The organism is Limnohabitans sp. Rim8 (assembly GCF_943326455.1).
Lineage (GTDB): Bacteria > Pseudomonadota > Gammaproteobacteria > Burkholderiales > Burkholderiaceae_C > Limnohabitans_A.
The window spans coordinates 19,092-36,318 of record NZ_CALPTI020000010.1 but is presented as its reverse complement, the minus strand read 5'-3'; the positions used below and the strand labels follow the sequence as shown (position 1 = coordinate 36,318).

17 protein-coding genes are annotated in these 17,227 nt (G+C 60.8%); 12 read left to right on the top strand and 5 right to left on the bottom strand.

Features of this window, described 5'->3' with window-relative positions:
- Nucleotides 1-45: 45 nt before the first annotated feature.
- Both Q1M54_RS08775 and pdxH read left to right on the top strand, forming a co-directional pair.
- Entirely contained in the window at nucleotides 46-675 is a 630-nt protein-coding gene (locus tag Q1M54_RS08775; RefSeq protein WP_300556331.1) for a gamma-glutamylcyclotransferase, read from the top strand.
- A 20-nt stretch (nucleotides 676-695) separates the two neighbouring features.
- Entirely contained in the window at nucleotides 696-1,328 is a 633-nt protein-coding gene (gene pdxH, locus Q1M54_RS08770; RefSeq protein WP_300556329.1) for a pyridoxamine 5'-phosphate oxidase, read from the top strand.
- Here the strand turns inward: pdxH and Q1M54_RS08765 are convergent.
- Genes Q1M54_RS08765 through Q1M54_RS08755 form a run of 3 tightly spaced genes read right to left on the bottom strand, consistent with a single transcriptional unit; the run spans nucleotide 1,280 to nucleotide 3,688 of the window.
- Nucleotides 1,280-2,218, bottom strand: coding sequence for an alpha/beta hydrolase (locus tag Q1M54_RS08765; RefSeq protein WP_300556327.1), 939 nt, complete (start codon nucleotides 2,216-2,218; stop codon nucleotides 1,280-1,282). The genes pdxH and Q1M54_RS08765 overlap by 49 nt on opposite strands.
- A gap of 20 nt (nucleotides 2,219-2,238) precedes the next feature.
- The gene (gene msrA / locus Q1M54_RS08760) at nucleotides 2,239-2,769 is read right to left on the bottom strand and encodes a peptide-methionine (S)-S-oxide reductase MsrA (protein ID WP_300556325.1); all 531 of its coding nucleotides are present in this window, start codon (nucleotides 2,767-2,769) and stop codon (nucleotides 2,239-2,241) included.
- A gap of 28 nt (nucleotides 2,770-2,797) precedes the next feature.
- The gene (locus Q1M54_RS08755; protein WP_300556323.1) at nucleotides 2,798-3,688 is read right to left on the bottom strand and encodes a LysR family transcriptional regulator; all 891 of its coding nucleotides are present in this window, start codon (nucleotides 3,686-3,688) and stop codon (nucleotides 2,798-2,800) included.
- 101 nt (nucleotides 3,689-3,789) lie between these two features.
- Between Q1M54_RS08755 and Q1M54_RS08750 the strand changes: the two genes are divergently transcribed.
- The 7 genes from Q1M54_RS08750 to Q1M54_RS08720 all read left to right on the top strand — a co-directional run bounded on the left by Q1M54_RS08750 (nucleotide 3,790) and on the right by Q1M54_RS08720 (nucleotide 12,590).
- On the top strand, nucleotides 3,790-4,977 hold the full coding sequence (locus Q1M54_RS08750; protein WP_300556321.1) for an acyl-CoA dehydrogenase: 1,188 nt from the start codon (nucleotides 3,790-3,792) through the stop codon (nucleotides 4,975-4,977).
- A gap of 185 nt (nucleotides 4,978-5,162) precedes the next feature.
- Nucleotides 5,163-5,807: a TetR/AcrR family transcriptional regulator gene (locus Q1M54_RS08745; RefSeq protein WP_300556319.1), complete on the top strand. Its 645-nt coding sequence runs from the start codon at nucleotides 5,163-5,165 to the stop codon at nucleotides 5,805-5,807.
- Nucleotides 5,808-5,836: 29 nt separating this feature from the next.
- Nucleotides 5,837-6,970: an efflux RND transporter periplasmic adaptor subunit gene (locus Q1M54_RS08740; protein ID WP_300556317.1), complete on the top strand. Its 1,134-nt coding sequence runs from the start codon at nucleotides 5,837-5,839 to the stop codon at nucleotides 6,968-6,970.
- Between the two features lie 12 nt (nucleotides 6,971-6,982).
- Nucleotides 6,983-10,168, top strand: a complete 3,186-nt coding sequence (locus Q1M54_RS08735; protein WP_300556315.1) for an efflux RND transporter permease subunit — start codon at nucleotides 6,983-6,985, stop codon at nucleotides 10,166-10,168.
- Between the two features lie 51 nt (nucleotides 10,169-10,219).
- On the top strand, nucleotides 10,220-10,879 hold the full coding sequence (locus Q1M54_RS08730) for a protein-L-isoaspartate O-methyltransferase (protein WP_300556313.1): 660 nt from the start codon (nucleotides 10,220-10,222) through the stop codon (nucleotides 10,877-10,879).
- Between the two features lie 7 nt (nucleotides 10,880-10,886).
- Nucleotides 10,887-11,216 (top strand): rhodanese-like domain-containing protein, encoded by a 330-nt coding sequence (locus Q1M54_RS08725; RefSeq protein ID WP_300556311.1) that lies wholly within the window; start codon nucleotides 10,887-10,889, stop codon nucleotides 11,214-11,216.
- A gap of 69 nt (nucleotides 11,217-11,285) precedes the next feature.
- Nucleotides 11,286-12,590, top strand: a complete 1,305-nt coding sequence (locus tag Q1M54_RS08720; protein ID WP_300556309.1) for a TolC family outer membrane protein — start codon at nucleotides 11,286-11,288, stop codon at nucleotides 12,588-12,590.
- 23 nt (nucleotides 12,591-12,613) lie between these two features.
- Here Q1M54_RS08720 and Q1M54_RS08715 read toward each other — a convergent pair whose 3' ends face one another.
- A complete protein-coding gene (locus Q1M54_RS08715; RefSeq protein WP_300556307.1) occupies nucleotides 12,614-12,985 on the bottom strand; it encodes a transcriptional repressor in 372 nt (123 codons plus the stop codon).
- An 87-nt stretch (nucleotides 12,986-13,072) separates the two neighbouring features.
- On the opposite strand from Q1M54_RS08715, the gene Q1M54_RS08710 reads away from it, so the two are divergent.
- Genes Q1M54_RS08710 through Q1M54_RS08700 form a run of 3 tightly spaced genes read left to right on the top strand, consistent with a single transcriptional unit; the run spans nucleotide 13,073 to nucleotide 15,898 of the window.
- On the top strand, nucleotides 13,073-14,242 hold the full coding sequence (locus Q1M54_RS08710; protein ID WP_300556305.1) for a hypothetical protein: 1,170 nt from the start codon (nucleotides 13,073-13,075) through the stop codon (nucleotides 14,240-14,242).
- Nucleotides 14,223-15,131, top strand: a complete 909-nt coding sequence (locus Q1M54_RS08705; RefSeq protein ID WP_300556303.1) for a zinc ABC transporter substrate-binding protein — start codon at nucleotides 14,223-14,225, stop codon at nucleotides 15,129-15,131. The genes Q1M54_RS08710 and Q1M54_RS08705 overlap by 20 nt, the downstream gene beginning before the upstream one ends.
- Nucleotides 15,131-15,898, top strand: a complete 768-nt coding sequence (locus Q1M54_RS08700; protein ID WP_300556301.1) for a metal ABC transporter permease — start codon at nucleotides 15,131-15,133, stop codon at nucleotides 15,896-15,898. The genes Q1M54_RS08705 and Q1M54_RS08700 overlap by 1 nt, the downstream gene beginning before the upstream one ends.
- On the opposite strand, the gene Q1M54_RS08695 is transcribed toward Q1M54_RS08700, so the two are convergent.
- On the bottom strand, nucleotides 15,834-17,225 hold the full coding sequence (locus Q1M54_RS08695; RefSeq protein ID WP_300556299.1) for a 3-deoxy-D-manno-octulosonic acid transferase: 1,392 nt from the start codon (nucleotides 17,223-17,225) through the stop codon (nucleotides 15,834-15,836). The two genes, Q1M54_RS08700 and Q1M54_RS08695, sit on opposite strands and share 65 nt — an antisense overlap.
- Nucleotides 17,226-17,227 lie beyond the last annotated feature (2 nt).

The window sequence follows — 17,227 nt, the reverse complement described above, 5'->3', positions numbered from 1 at the left end:
TTTCTCCGAAAATAGTGGTCAGATTGTAATGGGACCCGATTGCACATGACCGACACACCCGACAGCGCCCGGGCGTTCAGCCTACCCAGCCTCACGGCCGATGCGGCACGCGTGGCCTTCAGGGGCGATTTGCTGGAGCGCTTCAGAGCCCAAGCTGCAGGCCAAGACTTGTGGGTGTTTGGCTATGCCTCGCTGCTGTGGCGGCCCGAGTTTGAGGCGCAAGAGCAGCACGCCAGCCGGGTTTGGGGCTGGCACCGCGCCCTGAAAATGTGGAGCCGTCTGAACCGGGGCAGCCCAGAATGTCCGGGCTTGGTGTTCGCCTTGTTGCCGGGCGGCAGCTGCCAAGGCATCGTTTACCGGGTGGCCCAAAGCGATGCCGATGAGGTTTTGCAGCGCCTGTGGGCGCGCGAAATGCCCATGGACGTCTACACCCCCGTGTGGCTGCCTTGCAGCACGCCTGAGGGTCCCGTCAAGGCACTGGCCTTCACATTGCCGCGCAGCAGCCCCAGTTTCACAGGCCATTTGACACCTGAGACCTACCGGCACATTTTCAAAAATGCCAGTGGCCGCTTTGGCACCACGCTCGACTACGCCAAGCAGACTTACGACAGCCTGCGCTCTCACGGCATCGACGACCGAGCATTGACCGCCTTGCTGCGCCATGCCCAAGACTGAAGCCTGCCTATACTTGCCCCATGAACATCGCCGACCTGCGCAAGAGCTATGAAAAAGCCGAGCTCAACGAAAACGCCTCCCATGCGGACCCTCTGAAGCAATTTGAGCATTGGCTTCAAGAGGCCATCGCCGCCGAAGTGCCCGAGCCCAACGCCATGACACTGGCCACCGTGAGCAGCCAGTTGCGCCCCAGCACACGGGTGGTGTTGATCAAAGGCTGCGATGCGCGCGGCATTGTTTGGTACACCAATTACGAAAGCCAAAAGGGCCAAGAGTTAGCGGGCAACCCTTTTGCTGCTTTGCAATTCCATTGGGTTGAGCTCGAACGCGTGGTGCGCATCGAAGGCCGGGTAGAAAAGGTCAGCAGCGAAGAAAGCGACGCCTACTTCCACAGCCGACCACTCGATTCACGCATCGGCGCTTGGGCCTCGCCGCAGAGCCAAGTGATCGACGGGCGAACGGTGCTGGTGACCAACGCCGCCAAATACGCCGCGCAATTCATGCTCCAGCCCCCGCGCCCACCGCACTGGGGCGGCTTTCGCTTGGTGCCCGACCGCTGGGAATTTTGGCAAGGCCGCAAAAGCCGTTTGCATGACCGGCTGCGCTACACACCCGATGCCAATGGTTGGCTGCGCGAACGCTTGGCGCCCTGAAGCAAAAACGCCCGGTAAGTCGCCATGAAAGCGGCGATGTCCTCAAAGTAAGGCATGGCACCGGCTTGCATCACCGTCACTTGCCAGTTGGGGCGTTCGCGCACCAAATCGAGTGCCCGGTAATCGGTGAAATCACCCCGGGTACCGTGCACCACCCACACCGGCAAGCTCAGGCTTTCGTAGACGTTGTGCATGTCAGCACTGAACAAGCCCCCGCTCAAAAACGACAGCGGCGCCTGCTCTGCGTTGGGCACATGGGCGGTGCGCACCGCATAGGCCCAAAGGGTTTCGTTGATGTTTTTCCCACCCCAAGTGCGTTGCAAAAAGTAACGCACCACCGAAGGCCGTGACAGCTGTCGGAACAAAAAGCGGCCCCAAGCTGGCCCCGGGCGGCGCAAAAAGCGGTCAAACCCACCCATGAACAAGGTGCTGCCAGCAGGCTGGCGCAGTGACTTGCCGCCCCGAAAACCCGTGGGGCTGACCAAGGCCAAACCGGCGAAAAGGCCTGGCGCTTGCTGGGCCACACGGGCCACAAATTCGCAGGACAAGGACACCCCCACCACATGCAGCGCCAGCCCCGAGTGGCGGTCTGTCACCCATTGCGCCACTTGCTGGATGGCGTCGCACATGTCGCCCACTGAGTAAACACGCGGCAAACGGTCGGACAAACCGTAACCTGGCAGATCAAGCGCATAGACACTGTGGTCTTGGCACAAAGCCTCAAACAAGGGCCGCACTTCGGCCACCGAAGCCAGTGCGTTGATGCTGTGCACCAGCAGCACGGGCGTCCCCGACCCGCCTGCATACACCGCGATGCGACCGCTGGTTCCATCCAAATGGTGCAAGGTGTGTGAATCGGTGTCGAGCGCGGCTGGCAGTGCTGTGTTCATGGTCCAGCACCGGTCAGAACTCAGCGAACCCATCGGGCGAAAGTTTTCTTGAACTTGGCCACCTTGGGCGCGGCCACGGCCATGCAATAGCCTTGGTAGGGGTTGCGCTCGAAAAAGTCTTGGTGGTATTGCTCAGCCGCGCTGTAATTGGCCAGCGCCAGCACCTCGGTCACGATGGGCTGGCCAAAAGCGTTGGCCGCGGTCAGCTCAGCGAGCATGGCCTTAGCCTCTTGGGCCTGTTCAGGCGTGGTGAAGTAGATGCCACTGCGGTACTGCGTGCCCACATCGTTGCCTTGGCGGTTCAAGGTGGTCGGGTCGTGGATGACGAAGAAAATCTCGAGCAAGTCGCGGGTGCTGATCTGCATGGGGTCGTATTCGAGTTTGACCACTTCGTTGTGGCCGGTGCGACCGGTGCAGACTTCTTCGTAGGTGGGGTCCACAGTCTGGCCGTTGCAGTAACCCGACTCGACATCGGTGACACCGCGCACCTTGACGAAGACCGCTTCGGTGCACCAAAAGCAACCGCCTCCCAAAACCAACGTTTCAGTCATTTTGATTCCTTGTGAAAGAAGCGCTTGATTATCCGTGGCCGGCAAGTCCCGCCGACACCGCTTGGACAAAGTCCCCCAAGGCAGTTTGGTCTCGTTCGCTGCGCCACAAGCAACGCGTGTCGTAGCGCACATCCACATCGTGCAGCGGCACGAACACCGCGCCCGCCAAGGCAGATTGCGCCAGTGCCTCGGGCACCAGCGCCACGCCCAAACCTTGGGACACCAAAGACACCACGCTCAGCCAATGGCGCAGCTCGTGCACCACGGGGGGCATCCAGCCCGACTGCTCACACAACTGCAAAATGCGTTCGTGGTAATCGGGCGAGACCATGCTGGACACCACCACCAAGTCTTGCCCGACCAATGCCTCCAAGCCAAGGCTGCCCTTTTTTGACAAAGGGTGTTTGGCGGGCAAACAGGCCACCATAGGTTGGCTGGCCACCAAAATTTGCTCAAACCCTGGCGGCACCCGGGGGGTGTGCACAAAACCCACATCCAGTCGGTCACGCAGCAGTTCGGACAGCTGCTCGGTCGAACTGAGTTCCCGCAGCACCAGGCGCAAACGCGGGTGGCTGACCTGAAAGCGGCTGAGGATTTGCGGCAGGCCGCAGTACAGCATGGTGCCCGCAAAGCCGATGTGCAGCTGACCCGATTGGCCCTCGGCCACATCGCGCGCCTCACGCGCGGCTGCAGTGGCCTGCGCCAGCAAGGCCCGGGCGGCCGGCACAAAGGCCTGGCCCGCGGCCGTCAGCTGAACGCCCCGGCTGTTGCGCGTGAACAACTGCGCCCCCACCGAGGCTTCGAGCTGCTGGATGTTCAGGCTGAGCGGCGGCTGCGAAATGGACAAGCGCTGGGCGGCGCGGCCAAAATGCAGCTCTTCGGCCAGCATGAGGAAATAGCGCAGGTGACGGAATTCCATGAATTAAAATATTGTATTGATGAATAGGCAATCAATATTAGACAACTATTCATCTCCGCCTGACAATTGGCTTCAAGACTTTTTTCACGGAGACACCCACCATGGCCGCCACCAAAAACACCTTCAGCTGGGAAGACCCCTTCAACCTCAGCGCACAACTGACCGACGACGAGCGCCAGGTTCAAGAAGCCGCCCGCGCTTACTGCCAGGAACGCCTGCTGCCCCGCGTGAAAGACGCGTTCTTGAACGAGTCCACCGACGTGGCCATCTTCCGCGAAATGGGCGAGCTGGGCCTTTTGGGTGCCACCATCCCCGAGCAATACGGCGGCGCAGGCCTCAATTACGTTTGCTACGGCCTGGTGGCGCGCGAAGTCGAGCGCGTGGACAGCGGTTACCGCTCCATGATGAGCGTGCAGTCTTCTTTGGTGATGCTGCCCATCAACGACTTTGGCTCTGAAGCCCAAAAGCAAAAATACCTGCCCAAACTGGCGCGTGGCGAATGGATCGGCTGCTTTGGCCTGACCGAACCCAACCATGGCTCTGATCCCGGCAGCATGATCACCCGTGCCAAAAAGGTGGACGGCGGTTACAGCTTGAGCGGCGCCAAGATGTGGATCACCAACAGCCCCATCGCCGACGTGTTCGTGGTCTGGGCCAAGGACGACGGCGGCCAGATCCGTGGCTTCATTTTGGAAAAAGGCTGGAAAGGCCTCTCCGCCCCCGCCGTGCACGGCAAGGTTGGCCTGCGTGCCTCGATCACTGGCGAAATCGTCATGGACGAGGTGTTCTGCCCCGAAGAAAACGCCTTTCCTGAGGTGCGTGGCTTGAAAGGCCCCTTCACTTGCCTGAACAGCGCCCGCTACGGCATCGCTTGGGGCGCCTTGGGCGCCGCCGAAGACTGCTACGCCCGTGCCCGCCAATATGTGATGGACCGCCAGCAGTTTGGCCGCCCCTTGGCCGCCAACCAGCTGATCCAGAAGAAACTGGCCGACATGCTGACCGAGATCAGCTTGGGCCTGCAAGGCTGCCTGCGCTTGGGTCGCATGAAGGACGAAGGCACTGCCTCGGTGGACCTGACCTCCATCCTCAAGCGCAACAGCTGCGGCAAAGCCCTCGACATCGCCCGCATGGCGCGTGACATGATGGGTGGCAACGGCATCAGCGCCGAATACGGCGTGGCCCGCCACCTGGTGAACCTGGAAGTGGTCAACACCTACGAAGGCACGCACGATGTGCACGCATTGATTTTGGGACGCGCGATCACCGGGATTCCTGCTTTCTCGAATTGAAGCCAAGCGCCCCACATGACACCGTCTGCGGATCATCCGCATGGCGAATGGACTGTTGGTCACACTTGTCAAAGGGGCTTCGGCCCCTGTTTTGCGCCTTGTGATGGCCTGTGTGCGCCTACGCCTTGACGACCGAGCCGCCCACGGCGTACATTAATAACCAGTCAGTCATTAAACCTCAGCATTTGAACCTCGCCGACCCCCTAGCCCAGCCTAAGCGTGAACGCCGCAAACAAGACCGCCCCGGTGAACTGATCGAGGCCGCTTTGGATTTGTTCGTGGAAAAAGGCTATGCCGCCACCCGCGTCGAAGAAGTGGCGGCCAGGGCCGGTGTATCCAAAGGCACCTTGTTTTTGTACTTTCCCAGCAAGGAAGATCTGTTCAAGGCTGTGGTGCGCGAAAACATCGTCGCGTCCGTGGCCCAAGGCGCGGCCGAGGTGGCGCAGTTTCAGGGCAGCAGCAGCGAATTGATCGAATGGATGATGCTCCAGTGGTGGCGGCGATATGGCGCGACCAAGGCCTCCGGCATTTCCAAGCTGGTGATGAGCGAGGCCAGCAACTTCCCGGATTTGGTTGATTTTTTTCGCACCGAAGTCATCACGCCTGCGCATGCCTTGGTGCGCAGCGCCTTGCAACGCGGCATCGACCGTGGCGAATTTTTCGCAGTCAACGTCGATTTGACACTGCACTCGGTGATGTCTCCTTTGCTGTTTTTGGTGATGTGGAAACATTCCATGGGACCTTGCTGCCCCAGCCATGAACAAATAGACCCCGAAGCCTTCATTGCTTTGCACGCCCAATTGTTGGCACGCGGCCTGTCACAAGCCTGATCCGCACCGAACCGCCATTCTTTGAACCCATGAAAAAATCGACCCTCTGGATCCTTTCTGCTGTGGCTTTGGCCACTTTGGTCGCAGGCGCTGCCCGCTGGGCCCAACAGCGCCAAGCGGCCAAAAAGCCCGCCCCCTCTGTGGCCGCCGCAGTGCCCCGAATCGAACTGGCCCGTACCGACGTCTTCACAGCCCAAATCCAAACCTTGAACTTGGGCATCGCAGTCTCGGGCCCCCTCAAAGCCAGCGACAGCGCCATCATCAAGGCCAGGGTCGCCGGCGAGTTGCAAGAGATGTCGGTGCGCGAGGGTGACCCGGTGCAGGCCGGCCAAGTGGTCGCCCGCATTGACCCCAGCGAATTCCACGCCCGCGTCAGGCAAGCCCAGCAACAAGCCGATGCAGCCAAGGCGCAAGTGGACATTGCACAGCGCCAGTTTGACAACAACCAAGCGCTGGTGAACCAAGGCTTCATCTCACAAACCGCCCTGCTCGCCTCACAAGCCAGCTTGAATGGCGCCAAAGCCACCCACCTGGCGGCGCTGGCAGCCCTGGACCTGGCCAACAAGTCATTGGCTGACGCCACCCTGCGCTCGCCCTTGTCCGGCGTGGTGGCGCAGCGCTTGGCCCAACCCGGGGAGCGGGTGGCCATTGAGGCGCGCTTGCTCGAAGTGATCAACCTGTCACGGCTGGAGTTGGAAGCGGCGCTGAGCGCCGAAGAAGCCAGCCGAGTCAAGGTCGGCATGACCGCACAACTGAGCATTGAAGGCATCGCTGAGCCTGTGGCCGCCAAGGTCTTGCGCATCAACCCCAGCGCCCAAATGGGCAGCCGCAACATCGTGGTGTATTTGGGCATCACTGGCCGTGAGGGCTTGCGCCAAGGTCTGTTTGCCCAAGGCAGCTTGGGCACACAAAGCGTGCAGGTGCTGGCTGTTCCCGTCAGCAGCGTGCGCACCGACAAACCCCAGCCCTATGTGCAGGTGGTGCAAGACGGTGTCATCCAGCACCTCACGGTGCAACCGGGTGCGCGCAGCGAAGGTGGGCGTGAAAGCCTCATCGCCGTCAGCGGCCTGACCGCCGGTGCGCAGGTCTTGACAGGCAGTGTCGGCCCGGTGCGCGAAGGCGTTGCAGTGGTGTTCACGGCGGCTGCCAAGTCCACACCTTGAGGAATTGAGCGCATGTGGTTCACCCGTGTCAGTCTGCAAAACCCAGTTTTTGCCACCATGGTCATGTTGGCCATTGTGGTCATGGGCCTTTTTTCGTACCAACGCCTGAAGGTCGATCAGTTTCCCAACATCGATTTTCCCGTGGTGGTCATCAGCACCGAATACCCGGGTGCCTCCCCCGAGATCGTGGAGAGTGAAGTCTCTAAAAAGATCGAGGAAGGCGTCAATTCCATCGCTGGCATCAGCGCACTGACTTCGCGCAGCTACGAAAACCAGTCCTTGGTGATCATCGAATTTCAGCTGCAGATCGATGGTCGCAAAGCCGCCGAGGATGTGCGCGAAAAAGTCGCCTCGCTGCGCCCGCTGCTGCGCACCGAAGTCAAAGAGCCCCGTGTCCTGCGGTTTGACCCAGCCAGTCGCGCCGTGTGGTCGCTCGCTGTCATCCCCGAGGGCCAGCAACTGAACGCGGTTGAGCTGACCAACTGGTCCGAACAGGTGCTGAAAAAGCGCTTGGAAAACGTGCGCGGTGTCGGCTCGGTCACCATGGTGGGTGGCAGCAAACGTGAGATCAACCTGTATTTGCAACCGGCCAAGATGGAGGCTTTGGGCATCACCGCTGAGCAGGTGGTGGCTGCGGTGCGCAACGAAAACCAAGACTTGCCTGTCGGCGCCATCCGGTCGCTGCAGCAAGAACGTGCGGTGCAAATCAGCTCGCGCATGGTCAGACCCGAAGACTTTGGGCGCATCATCGTGGCGCGCAAAAACGGCACGCCCATTCGCCTGTCGCAAGTGGCCACCGTGCAAGATGGCGCACAAGAGCTGGAAAACCTCGCGCTGTACAACGGCCAGCGCACCCTCTTGATGTCGGTGCAAAAGTCACAAGACGAGAACACCATTCAGGTGGTCGATGGCTTGGTCAAGGCGGTGGCCGACATGCAGGCCCAACTGCCCAAGGGCCTCAGACTCGAGCCCATCACCGACAACTCGCGCCCCATCCGTTTGTCGGTCAACAACGTGCGCCAAACCCTGATCGAAGGCGCAGTGCTGACGGTGTTGATTGTGTTTTTGTTCCTCAACTCCTGGCGTTCGACTGTGATCACCGGGCTGACGCTGCCGATCTCCATCATCGGCACCTTCATGTTCATGCAGATGTTTGGCTTCACCATCAACATGATCACGCTGATGGCGCTGAGTTTGTGCGTGGGCCTGTTGATCGACGACGCCATCGTCGTGCGCGAAAACATCGTGCGCCATGTACAGATGGGCAAAGATGCTTACCGAGCATCCATGGATGGCACGCAAGAAATTGGCTTGGCCGTGTTGGCCACCACCTTGTCCATCGTGGCCGTGTTTTTGCCGATTGGCTTCATGGAAGGCATCATCGGCAAGTTTTTCCACGAATTCGGCATCACCATCGTGGCGGCGGTGATGATCTCCATGTTCGTCAGCTTCACCCTGGACCCGATGTTGTCCAGCATTTGGCACGACCCGGCCATCGACGCACACGGCAAACAGCACGCGCCTGCAAACTGGTACGACAAAAGCATTGGCCAGGTGACCGGTTGGTTTGACCAAGGCACCGAGCGTTTGGCCGATGGCTACCAAGCCCTGTTGCGTTGGGCCTTGGTGTACAAAAAAGCCACGGTATTTTTGGCTTTGACCATCTTTGTGGCCAGTCTGTTCATGATCCGCTTGCTGGGCACCGAGTTCGTACCCAAAGCCGACTTTTCAGAAACCTCGCTCAAGTTTGAGACCCCGGTGGGCACTTCGCTGGAAGCCACCGAAGCCAAGGCCCGACAGGTCGAAGCCATTTTGCGCGAGTTCCCCGAGGTGGTCTACACCCTGAGCACCATCAACACCGCCAACGCCCAGGGAAAAAACAACGTCAACCTTTACATCCGCTTGGTGGACCGCAAAAACCGCGACCGCAATGCCGATCAAATGTCCGCTGTATTGCGCGACCGCCTGAAGCATGTGCCCGGGGTGGCCTTGACGCACGCGGGTTTGCTGGATGCTGTGGGGGGCAACAAACAAATCGAGTTTTCTCTCAAAGGCCCCGACCAGCAAGAGCTCGAACGCCTGGCATTGTTGGCCTTGGACAAAGTGCGCGCGATTCCCGGCTTGGTCGATTTGGACTCCAGCGTGAAGCCCTTCAAACCCATGGTGCAGATTGAAATTCAGCGCGATGCCGCATCCGACTTGGGGCTGGGCACCGCGCAGCTGGCCGGGCCTTTGCGCACGCTGGTGGCTGGGCAAACCGTGGGCAATTGGCGCGCCCCGGACGACCAAACCTACGACGTGAATGTGCGCCTCTCACCCGAAGCCCGCAACAGCCCTCAAGATCTGGCGCGGCTGCCCTTTGTGGTGGGCAGTGCGCCTGACGGCAGCCCGCGCATCGTGCGTTTGGGTCAGGTGGCGCACGTCACCGAAACCACCGGCTCCAACCAAATCAACCGGCGCGACATGATGCGCGAAGTGGCCATCAATGCCAACGTGTTCGGGCGCTCGGCAGGCGAAGTGTCTGCCGACGTGCGGGCGGCCATGGACAGCCTGAACCTGCCCCCCGGCTACCGCTACAGCTTTGGCGGCTCCACCAAAAACATGGCCGAGTCCTTTGGCTACGCCTTGTCGGCCCTGCTGATGGCGGTGATCTTCATTTACATGATCCTGGCCAGCCAGTTCAAGAGCTTTTTCCAGCCCTTGGCCCTCATGACTTCCCTGCCCCTGACCCTGATCGGTGTGGTCTTGGCCCTCATGGTGTTTGGCTCCACTTTGTCGATGTTCTCCATCATCGGCGTCATCATGCTGATGGGCTTGGCCACCAAAAATGCGATTTTGCTGATCGATTTCGCCATCCGGGCCCGTGCCGACCAACCCGATGCCAACGGCATGCTGGTCCCTGGTCTGCCGCGCAACGAAGCTTTGCTGATGGCGGCCAAGGTGCGTCTGCGCCCCATTTTGATGACCACTTTGGCCATGATCTTTGGCATGGTGCCCTTGGCTTTTGCCTTGAGCGAGGGCTCTGAACAACGCGCACCCATGGGCCAAGCGGTCATTGGCGGGGTCATCACCTCCTCGCTGCTGACCTTGGTGGTGGTGCCGGTGGTCTATTGCTACATGGACGACTTGGCGCAATGGTTGCGGCGCAAAGCAGGACTGGCCCCTGCGCGTCAGAGTCAAGACACCCACGCCGCTTAAAATGAAGTTTTTGAACCTGATACCCGATCACGCCCGCAGGAGTTACCGCACATGGATCTGAAACAAGCCCGCTTCAACATGATTGAACAGCAAATCCGCCCCTGGGAAGTGCTGGACCCGAATGTGTTGGCACTGCTGTCCACCGTTCGGCGCGAAGATTTTGCCCCCTTGGCGCACAAAGCCTTGGCCTTTGTGGACATGGAAATCCCCCTGGGCCAAGCGCCCAACCAGGTCATGCTGGCGCCCCGTGTGCAAGCCCGACTGCTGCAAGACCTGGCAGTGCGCAAAACAGACAAAGTGCTGGACATCGGAACAGGCTCGGGCTTCATGGCCGCCTTGCTGGGTCACCAAGCCGCCAACGTGCTGAGCTTGGAATTGGACGCCACACTGGCTGCCCAAGCCCAAAGCAATTTGCAAAAAGCGGGCGTGAACAACGTCACTGTGCGCCAAGCCGATGGCAGCCAGGGCGCGGCCTCTGACGGCCCCTTTGACGCCATTTTGCTGAGCGGCTCGGTGGCCGAAGTGCCTGCGGTTTTGCTGCAACAACTGAGCATTGGCGGCCGTTTGGTCGCCATCGTGGGCGATGAGCCCATGATGCGCACCACCTTGATCACCCGCAGCGGCGAAAACAGCTGGAGCACCACCGAACCTTGGGACTGCAACGCCCCACGCCTGTCGGGCTTTGCAGAGCCTTCCCGCTTCAAATTCTGAGGTCATCATGGAACAGATCTACCCCGCCCAAGTCGCCGAATGGGCCAGCCAGCAAACCCAGCGGCCCATTCTGCTGGATGTGCGCGAAGCTTGGGAAGTGCAGACGGCCTGCGCCAAACCCGAAGCGCTGGACCTGGTGCACATGCCCATGCAGTCCATTCCGGCCCGCTTGGACGAGCTCGACAAAACACGCCCGATCGCCTGCTTTTGCCACCATGGTGGCCGCAGCATGCAGGTGGCCAGCTTCTTGTTGCAACACGGCTTTCAAGTCGTGAATGTGGCAGGCGGCATCCACGCTTGGTCGGCGCAAGTCGACCCGAGCGTCCCGGTTTATTGAGCCCACTGTGAGCCGGTTTTCGGTTCACCCTCGACCCATGATGGGCCGTCTTTGATGAAGAGAAAAGCCATGACACTGCGCACCCTGCCCCTGACTTTGGCCCTGATGGCCGCCTTCACTGGCCCCGCCTCGGCCCAAAGCTTGTCCCAATTGTTCGAGGCGGCCAAAGCACACGACGCCACCTACAAATCGGCCCGTTCGCAATACGATGCCAGCCTGGCCCGCGCCGAGCAAGCCAAAGCGCTGCTTCGCCCAACAGCCAACTTGGGCGCCAACATGTCCGAAAGCAACATCGAACTCCCAACGCTCAACCGACAAACGGGCGCCCGCAACATGACATTCAGCGGCAGTCAGCCCCTGTACCGTCCGGGCAACAAGGCCAGCTATGAGCAAGGCATGAAACAAGTGGCGCTGGGTGAGGCCCAACTCAAGATCGCGGAGCAAGACTTGATCGTGCGCTTGAGCCAGGCTTACTTTGACGTACTGACCGCCCAAGAGAGCCTGAACTTTGTGAAGGCCCAAAAATCAGCGGTCTCTGAACAGCTGGCCGCGGCCAAACGCAATTTCGAGGTCGGCACCTCCACCATCACCGACACCCGCGAAGCCCAAGCCCGCTTTGACTTGGTGACCGCCCAAGAGATCGCCGCCGACAACGATTTGCGCGTCAAACAAGGCATCTTGTCCGACACCGTGGGGCAACCTCAGGTCAAACCACAGCCCTTGATGGCGGCGGCCAACATCGACCGACTGCAAACCGGGACCGTTCAGTCGTGGGTGGCCCAATCAAGCCAGGACAACGGCAACCTCACCGCGGCCCGCATCGCCTTGGAAGTGGCCCGCCTCGAAATCGAGAAGGCCAAAGCTGCCGAAAAGCCCACCTTGGACCTGAATGCCAGTTATGGATTGGCCCGGTTCCAAAACGGCTCAGCAGTTCAAGTCAACAACAACACCGCCACCATCGGCTTGGCCTTCAACATGCCGCTGTACACCGGGCAAGCCAGCCAAAACCGCATCCGTGAAACGGTGGCCCTGGAAGAAAAAGCACGCAACGACCTGGAAGCCGCGCAGCGCAATGTGGCCCAGTCCACACGCACCGCGTTTTTTGGGGTCGAATCGGGTTTGAGCCAAATCAAGGCCCTGCAAGCGGCCGAAGCCTCCAGCCAAAGCGCTTTGGATGCCAACAAGCTGGGTTACCAAGTGGGTGTGCGCATCAACATCGATGTGCTCAACAGCCAAAGCCAGCTGTTCCAGACCAAACGCGATCTGGCCAAGGCCCGGCACGATGTGCTGGTGGGCCAATTGCGCCTGCGCCAAGCGGCCGGAGTGCTCAAAGTGGACGATGTGAAGAATCTGGACGCCCTGCTGCGCCCCTGATCGACCTCAGCGGGTCAGGCGACTCAGGCCGCGCAACCCGCGCAGCGGCCGTAAAAGGTCAGCTCGTGCGATGCGAGCTCATACCCTTTGGGCAGCAAGTGACCTAGATCGCCCGGGCAGGCATCGATGTCAAAGACCTTTTGGCAACTGCTGCAGTGGAAATGGTGGTGGTGGTGGTGCCTGTGCGACTCATAACGGGTGGCCTCACCCGGCAAAACCACCACATCCACCACACCGTCTTCGACCAAACCCTTGAGGTTACGGTACACCGTGGCCAAGCTCAGGCTGGGCACATTTTTTTGCGCTTCCAACAGCAGCTCTTGGGGCAGCAGCGGTTGCCCGACAGCAGCCAGGGCTTGCGCGATCGCGGTTCTTTGACGGGTTGATCTTTCCACGCCGCGAGCTTACTGCAAAAAAACATTGTCTTGCTATTGATAAACTATTATCATTAAAGTCAAGCAACTTTTGAATGGCCCCAAACCATGACCTCTAACCACCCACTGATCGCCCTTTCCGCCCTCGCTGGGGCGCTGTGCACTTTGCCACTGAGCACCTGGTCCCAAAACACCCCGCCCACTGAGCGCTGGCAAGCCGGCGTGGTCTTGGATGCCGCCAGTACCTCACGTGGGTTGGAACTGGGCGCTCGCGACCAAGGTGTGGGCCTGGGCCACAGCGATGTGCTGCTGCGCGGCGCCTTCAATGAGCACCTGAGTGGCGAGGCGATTCTGGGTTTTCACACGGCAGACCGCCAACTGGAGCACCACCTTGAAAACGCCTGGGTGCAAACCCGCAGCCTGCCCCAAGGGCTTCAGGTACGGGCGGGTCGATTTGCCTCCCAAATCGGCTACCTCAACGAATTGCACCCGCACACCGATGATTTTGCCGAGCGGCCTTTGCTGTACCGGGCTTTTTTGGGCGGTCACTGGTACGACGACGGCCTGCGCATGAACTGGACCGCCCCCACGCCTTTTTACCTGCGCTTGGGCGCCGAGGTGTTTGGGGGTAAAAAATGGGTGCCTCAAGCCACGGCCGAATCGGGCAACCGCGTCACCACTTTGAACCTGAAAGTCGGCAATGACATTGGTCGCAACAGCAGCTGGCAATGGGGCTTGTCCGCCTTGAACAACCAGCGCGTCGCCCCCTTGGCCGAGCACGAGGAACCGGGCCATGGCCATGCCCACAACCATGCGGCCCGATTCACCGGCCAAAGAATGCAGGTCAGCGACTTGGTCTGGAAGTGGTCGCCCCAGGGCAACAACCGCAACCAGCAAGTGCGCGTGAACTGGGAATACGCCCAAGTCAGCCGCCTCCACCCGCTGCTGGACCCGTCACTCAAGCACACGGCATCGTCCGTGGGTGCGGTGTGGCGCTTTCACCCAGCGTGGGAAGTGGGTGTGCGCACCGACTTGGCACGGGTGAACCAAGCCGAGTTGCACGATGGGGACGTAGAAGTGTTGCAGGGCCGCTTGAAAGAAAATGCCATCATGCTGGCCTACAAACCCTCACACAAACAAACCCTGCGCCTGCAAATGACGCAGCAAAACGCCCGACATGGCCACGCTGAAGAAGTTGTTTTCACCAACCCCGCCAAGCGCAGCATCCAATTGCAATACGTGGTGGCCTTCGGTGCCCATGGTGCGCACGCTTACTAAGCTGGCTCTGTCTCTGGCCGTCTTGATGGCCCAGGGACACGCTGCGGCGCTGACGGTGTTTGCGTGCGAACCCGAGTGGGCGGCTTTGACGCAAGCGCTGCTGCCGGGCGCCAAGGTGTACAGCGCCACCCACCACCTGCAAGACCCCCACCACATCGAGGCCCGACCCTCGTTGATCGCGCAGTTGCGCAATGCCGACATGGCGGTTTGCACCGGGGCCGAACTTGAAGCGGGCTGGCTGCCCATGCTGCAGGCCAAGGCGGGCAACGCCAAGATCCAAAATGGGCAACCCGGCATGTTTTACGCTGCCGATCACGTCACCCTGATTCACCCGTTCAAGGGCACGGTCACGCCGTTTTCTGGCGATGTGCACGTGCAGGGCAACCCGCATCTGCATGCCGACCCCAGGCGTTTGCTGGCGGTGGCGCGGGCCCTGGCCACCAGGCTCGCAGCCATCGCACCAGCAGAAAAAGTGCGCATCGATCGGCAGCTCCAGCAATTTGAAACGGCCTTGACCGACAAAATCCAAGCCTGGGAGCAACTGGCCAAACCCTTGCGGGGACGGTCTGTGGTCACGCAACACGCCAACTTTGGTTACCTGTGGCTGTGGTTGGGCATGAACCCCGTGGCCGACCTCGAACCCAAACCCGGGGTCCCGCCCACGCCCGCGCACCTGGCACGAACGCTGGAGCAAAGCCGAGCTGCGCCGCCCATGGCCATCGTGATCGCCCAACACCACGACCCCCGGCCCGCCCAGTGGCTGAGCGGTCAGTTGGGGACGCCGCAAAAGATGGTCGTTCTACCGGCCACGGTCACCAGCGACGGCCCCGACGCCTTGTTTCGCTGGTTTGACCTGATGGTCAACCGCTTGGTGCAGGTGGCACCGTGATGGCGATGCAGGCTTGGCTCGCCCTGCCGATGCTGGCGCTGTTGGGCGGCCTGATCGCGCTCGCGCCTTTGGGCAGTCAGGTCTTGCGCCGCGGTGTGGTGTTCATTGATTTGGCCGTGGCACAAGCCGCTGCCGCAGCCGTCATTGGCGTCCATTTTGTGCTCGACATGGAGTCGGGTGTTCTGGACCAACTGGCGGCCACCGCTGGGGCACTGGGGGTGAGCCTGGCGATTGCGGGCATCACCCGCCGCTGGCCCGCTCAGCGCGAAGCACTCATCGGCTTGCTGTATGTGGCAGGCGCGTGCCTGGCCATGTTGGGTGCCAGCGCTCACCCGCATGGCAAAGAAAAACTCATGCAGCTGTTGGCCGCCGATGTGCTGTGGGTCAACAGCTTCAGCGTTCTGGGCCTGATGCTGTGTGCGGTCGTCATGGCCTTGGTGCGCCAGACCCGCTGGCTGGCCCACGACATCGCTTTTTATGCCCTGTTTGCCTTGGTGACGAGTTTGGCTGTCCCGGCACTGGGTTTGTTTTTGGTGTTCAGCTGCTTGATCGCACCGGCTTTGTGGATCGAAAGAGGCATGCGCCAATGGACCGCTGTGCTGGCGGCCTGGGCAGCTGCCTTATTGGGTTTGTCGGTGTCTTGGTGGCTGGACACGCCCAGCGGCCCCAGCATTGCGCTGGCCCTCACGCTGTGGGGCGTGCTCAGTTTGTGGGTGAAGCCAAAGCCCCTTCAATACCCTGATCCCCAAAATCCCCAAAAGCCATGATGGCCTGCGCGTAACGGTCGGCCGCACCCCGGCTTTGCGCCACCATTTGCAAACCTTGATGCTTTGCCCGGGCCAAATCGGCCGCATGCGTTGACCAAGCCAACACTTGGTCCAAAGCGGCATCCATATCGGCCACGCGGCTTGCCGCGCCCGAGTTCTCAGCCCAATCTGCAGCTTGCGCAAAATTGAAGGTGTGCGGCCCCATGATCACAGGGCATCCGAAAGCGGCCGCCTCAATCAGGTTTTGCCCGCCCAAAGGTTTGAAACTGCCGCCCAGCAAAGCCATGTCGGCCGCCTGAAAATACACCGGCATCTCGCCCACACTGTCACCCAAAAAAACCTCCGCTTGGGCCGCAGCTTGGGGCCAAACGCCATCGTCCGGCAGCAAGGCGCTGCGCTTGAACACGGCCATGCCGCTGGCTTTGACAGCCACATGAACTTCTTCAAACCGCTGCGGGTGCCGTGGCACCAACAGCCAAAGAACACCCGCATCGCGCATGGCCTGTTCGCGCTCGGGCTTGGCCGCCAATGCGGCCAACCACTCGGCTTCTTCGCCCTCTCGGGTACTGGCCAGCATGACGACAGGCCGAGGGCGCCCACCCAGCACCCAATGCGACCGCCAAAACTGCGCTTGCACCAGCGCCTGCGGTTGGTCTTGCACATCGAACTTGAGGTTGCCCAACACGGCCTCGATGCTTGCCCCCAAAGAACGCAGGCGTTGGGCGTCGGCCTCTGACTGCGCCCAAACCCCGCGCAAACCCCGGTAAGCGGGTCCGGACAACCAAGACCAGCGCTGCGCCGAACGCTGCGAGGCGTGGTTCAGTCGCGCATTGGCCAAAAACAAAGGCACCCGGGCTTGCTGGCAGGCTTGCACCATGACCGGCCAGACTTCGGTTTCCATCAGCACCCCCAAAGCAGGTTGGTGGTGTTGCAAAAAACGTTGCGTGGCCTGAGGTGTGTCCCACGGGAACCACACCTGCACATCGCCCTGTCGCAACAGGCTTTGCCCCTGCGCCCAACCTGTGGCCGTGCTGTGCGTCAAGACCAGGCGCATGCCCGGCCAGCGCTGGCGCAAGGCCTCAATCAGCAATCCGGCTGCTCGGGTCTCACCCAAAGACACCGCATGCACCCAGACGGCACCGGGCAACACAGCAGGGGTGTCATAACGGCCCAAGCGCTGCGGCACTTGGTGCAAGTAGCCCGGCTCTTGCTGCCCTCGCCGCCGGAGCTTGCGCAACAAAAAAGGCTGCAATGAACGCATGAACTGGCCATAAAGCCACAAGGTGCAGCGCTCAACCCAACGCAGGGGCATGGATGAACGAGACATCT

Excerpts from the sequence above, each read along its gene's own strand:
- Q1M54_RS08700 (WP_300556301.1), top strand. The coding sequence starts at position 15,131 with ATGGCGATGCAGGCTTGGCTCGCCCTGCCGATGCTGGCGCTGTTGGGC.
- Q1M54_RS08705 (WP_300556303.1), top strand. The coding sequence starts at position 14,223 with ATGGTGCGCACGCTTACTAAGCTGGCTCTGTCTCTGGCCGTCTTGATG.
- Q1M54_RS08730 (WP_300556313.1), top strand. The coding sequence starts at position 10,220 with ATGGATCTGAAACAAGCCCGCTTCAACATGATTGAACAGCAAATCCGC.
- Q1M54_RS08740 (WP_300556317.1), top strand. The coding sequence starts at position 5,837 with ATGAAAAAATCGACCCTCTGGATCCTTTCTGCTGTGGCTTTGGCCACT.
- Q1M54_RS08755 (WP_300556323.1), bottom strand. The coding sequence starts at position 3,688 with ATGGAATTCCGTCACCTGCGCTATTTCCTCATGCTGGCCGAAGAGCTG.
- pdxH (WP_300556329.1), top strand. The coding sequence starts at position 696 with ATGAACATCGCCGACCTGCGCAAGAGCTATGAAAAAGCCGAGCTCAAC.
- Q1M54_RS08695 (WP_300556299.1), bottom strand. The coding sequence starts at position 17,225 with ATGTCTCGTTCATCCATGCCCCTGCGTTGGGTTGAGCGCTGCACCTTG.
- Q1M54_RS08710 (WP_300556305.1), top strand. The coding sequence starts at position 13,073 with ATGACCTCTAACCACCCACTGATCGCCCTTTCCGCCCTCGCTGGGGCG.
- Q1M54_RS08735 (WP_300556315.1), top strand. The coding sequence starts at position 6,983 with ATGTGGTTCACCCGTGTCAGTCTGCAAAACCCAGTTTTTGCCACCATG.
- msrA (WP_300556325.1), bottom strand. The coding sequence starts at position 2,769 with ATGACTGAAACGTTGGTTTTGGGAGGCGGTTGCTTTTGGTGCACCGAA.
- Q1M54_RS08775 (WP_300556331.1), top strand. The coding sequence starts at position 46 with ATGACCGACACACCCGACAGCGCCCGGGCGTTCAGCCTACCCAGCCTC.
- Q1M54_RS08750 (WP_300556321.1), top strand. The coding sequence starts at position 3,790 with ATGGCCGCCACCAAAAACACCTTCAGCTGGGAAGACCCCTTCAACCTC.
- Q1M54_RS08765 (WP_300556327.1), bottom strand. The coding sequence starts at position 2,218 with ATGAACACAGCACTGCCAGCCGCGCTCGACACCGATTCACACACCTTG.
- Q1M54_RS08725 (WP_300556311.1), top strand. The coding sequence starts at position 10,887 with ATGGAACAGATCTACCCCGCCCAAGTCGCCGAATGGGCCAGCCAGCAA.
- Q1M54_RS08720 (WP_300556309.1), top strand. The coding sequence starts at position 11,286 with ATGACACTGCGCACCCTGCCCCTGACTTTGGCCCTGATGGCCGCCTTC.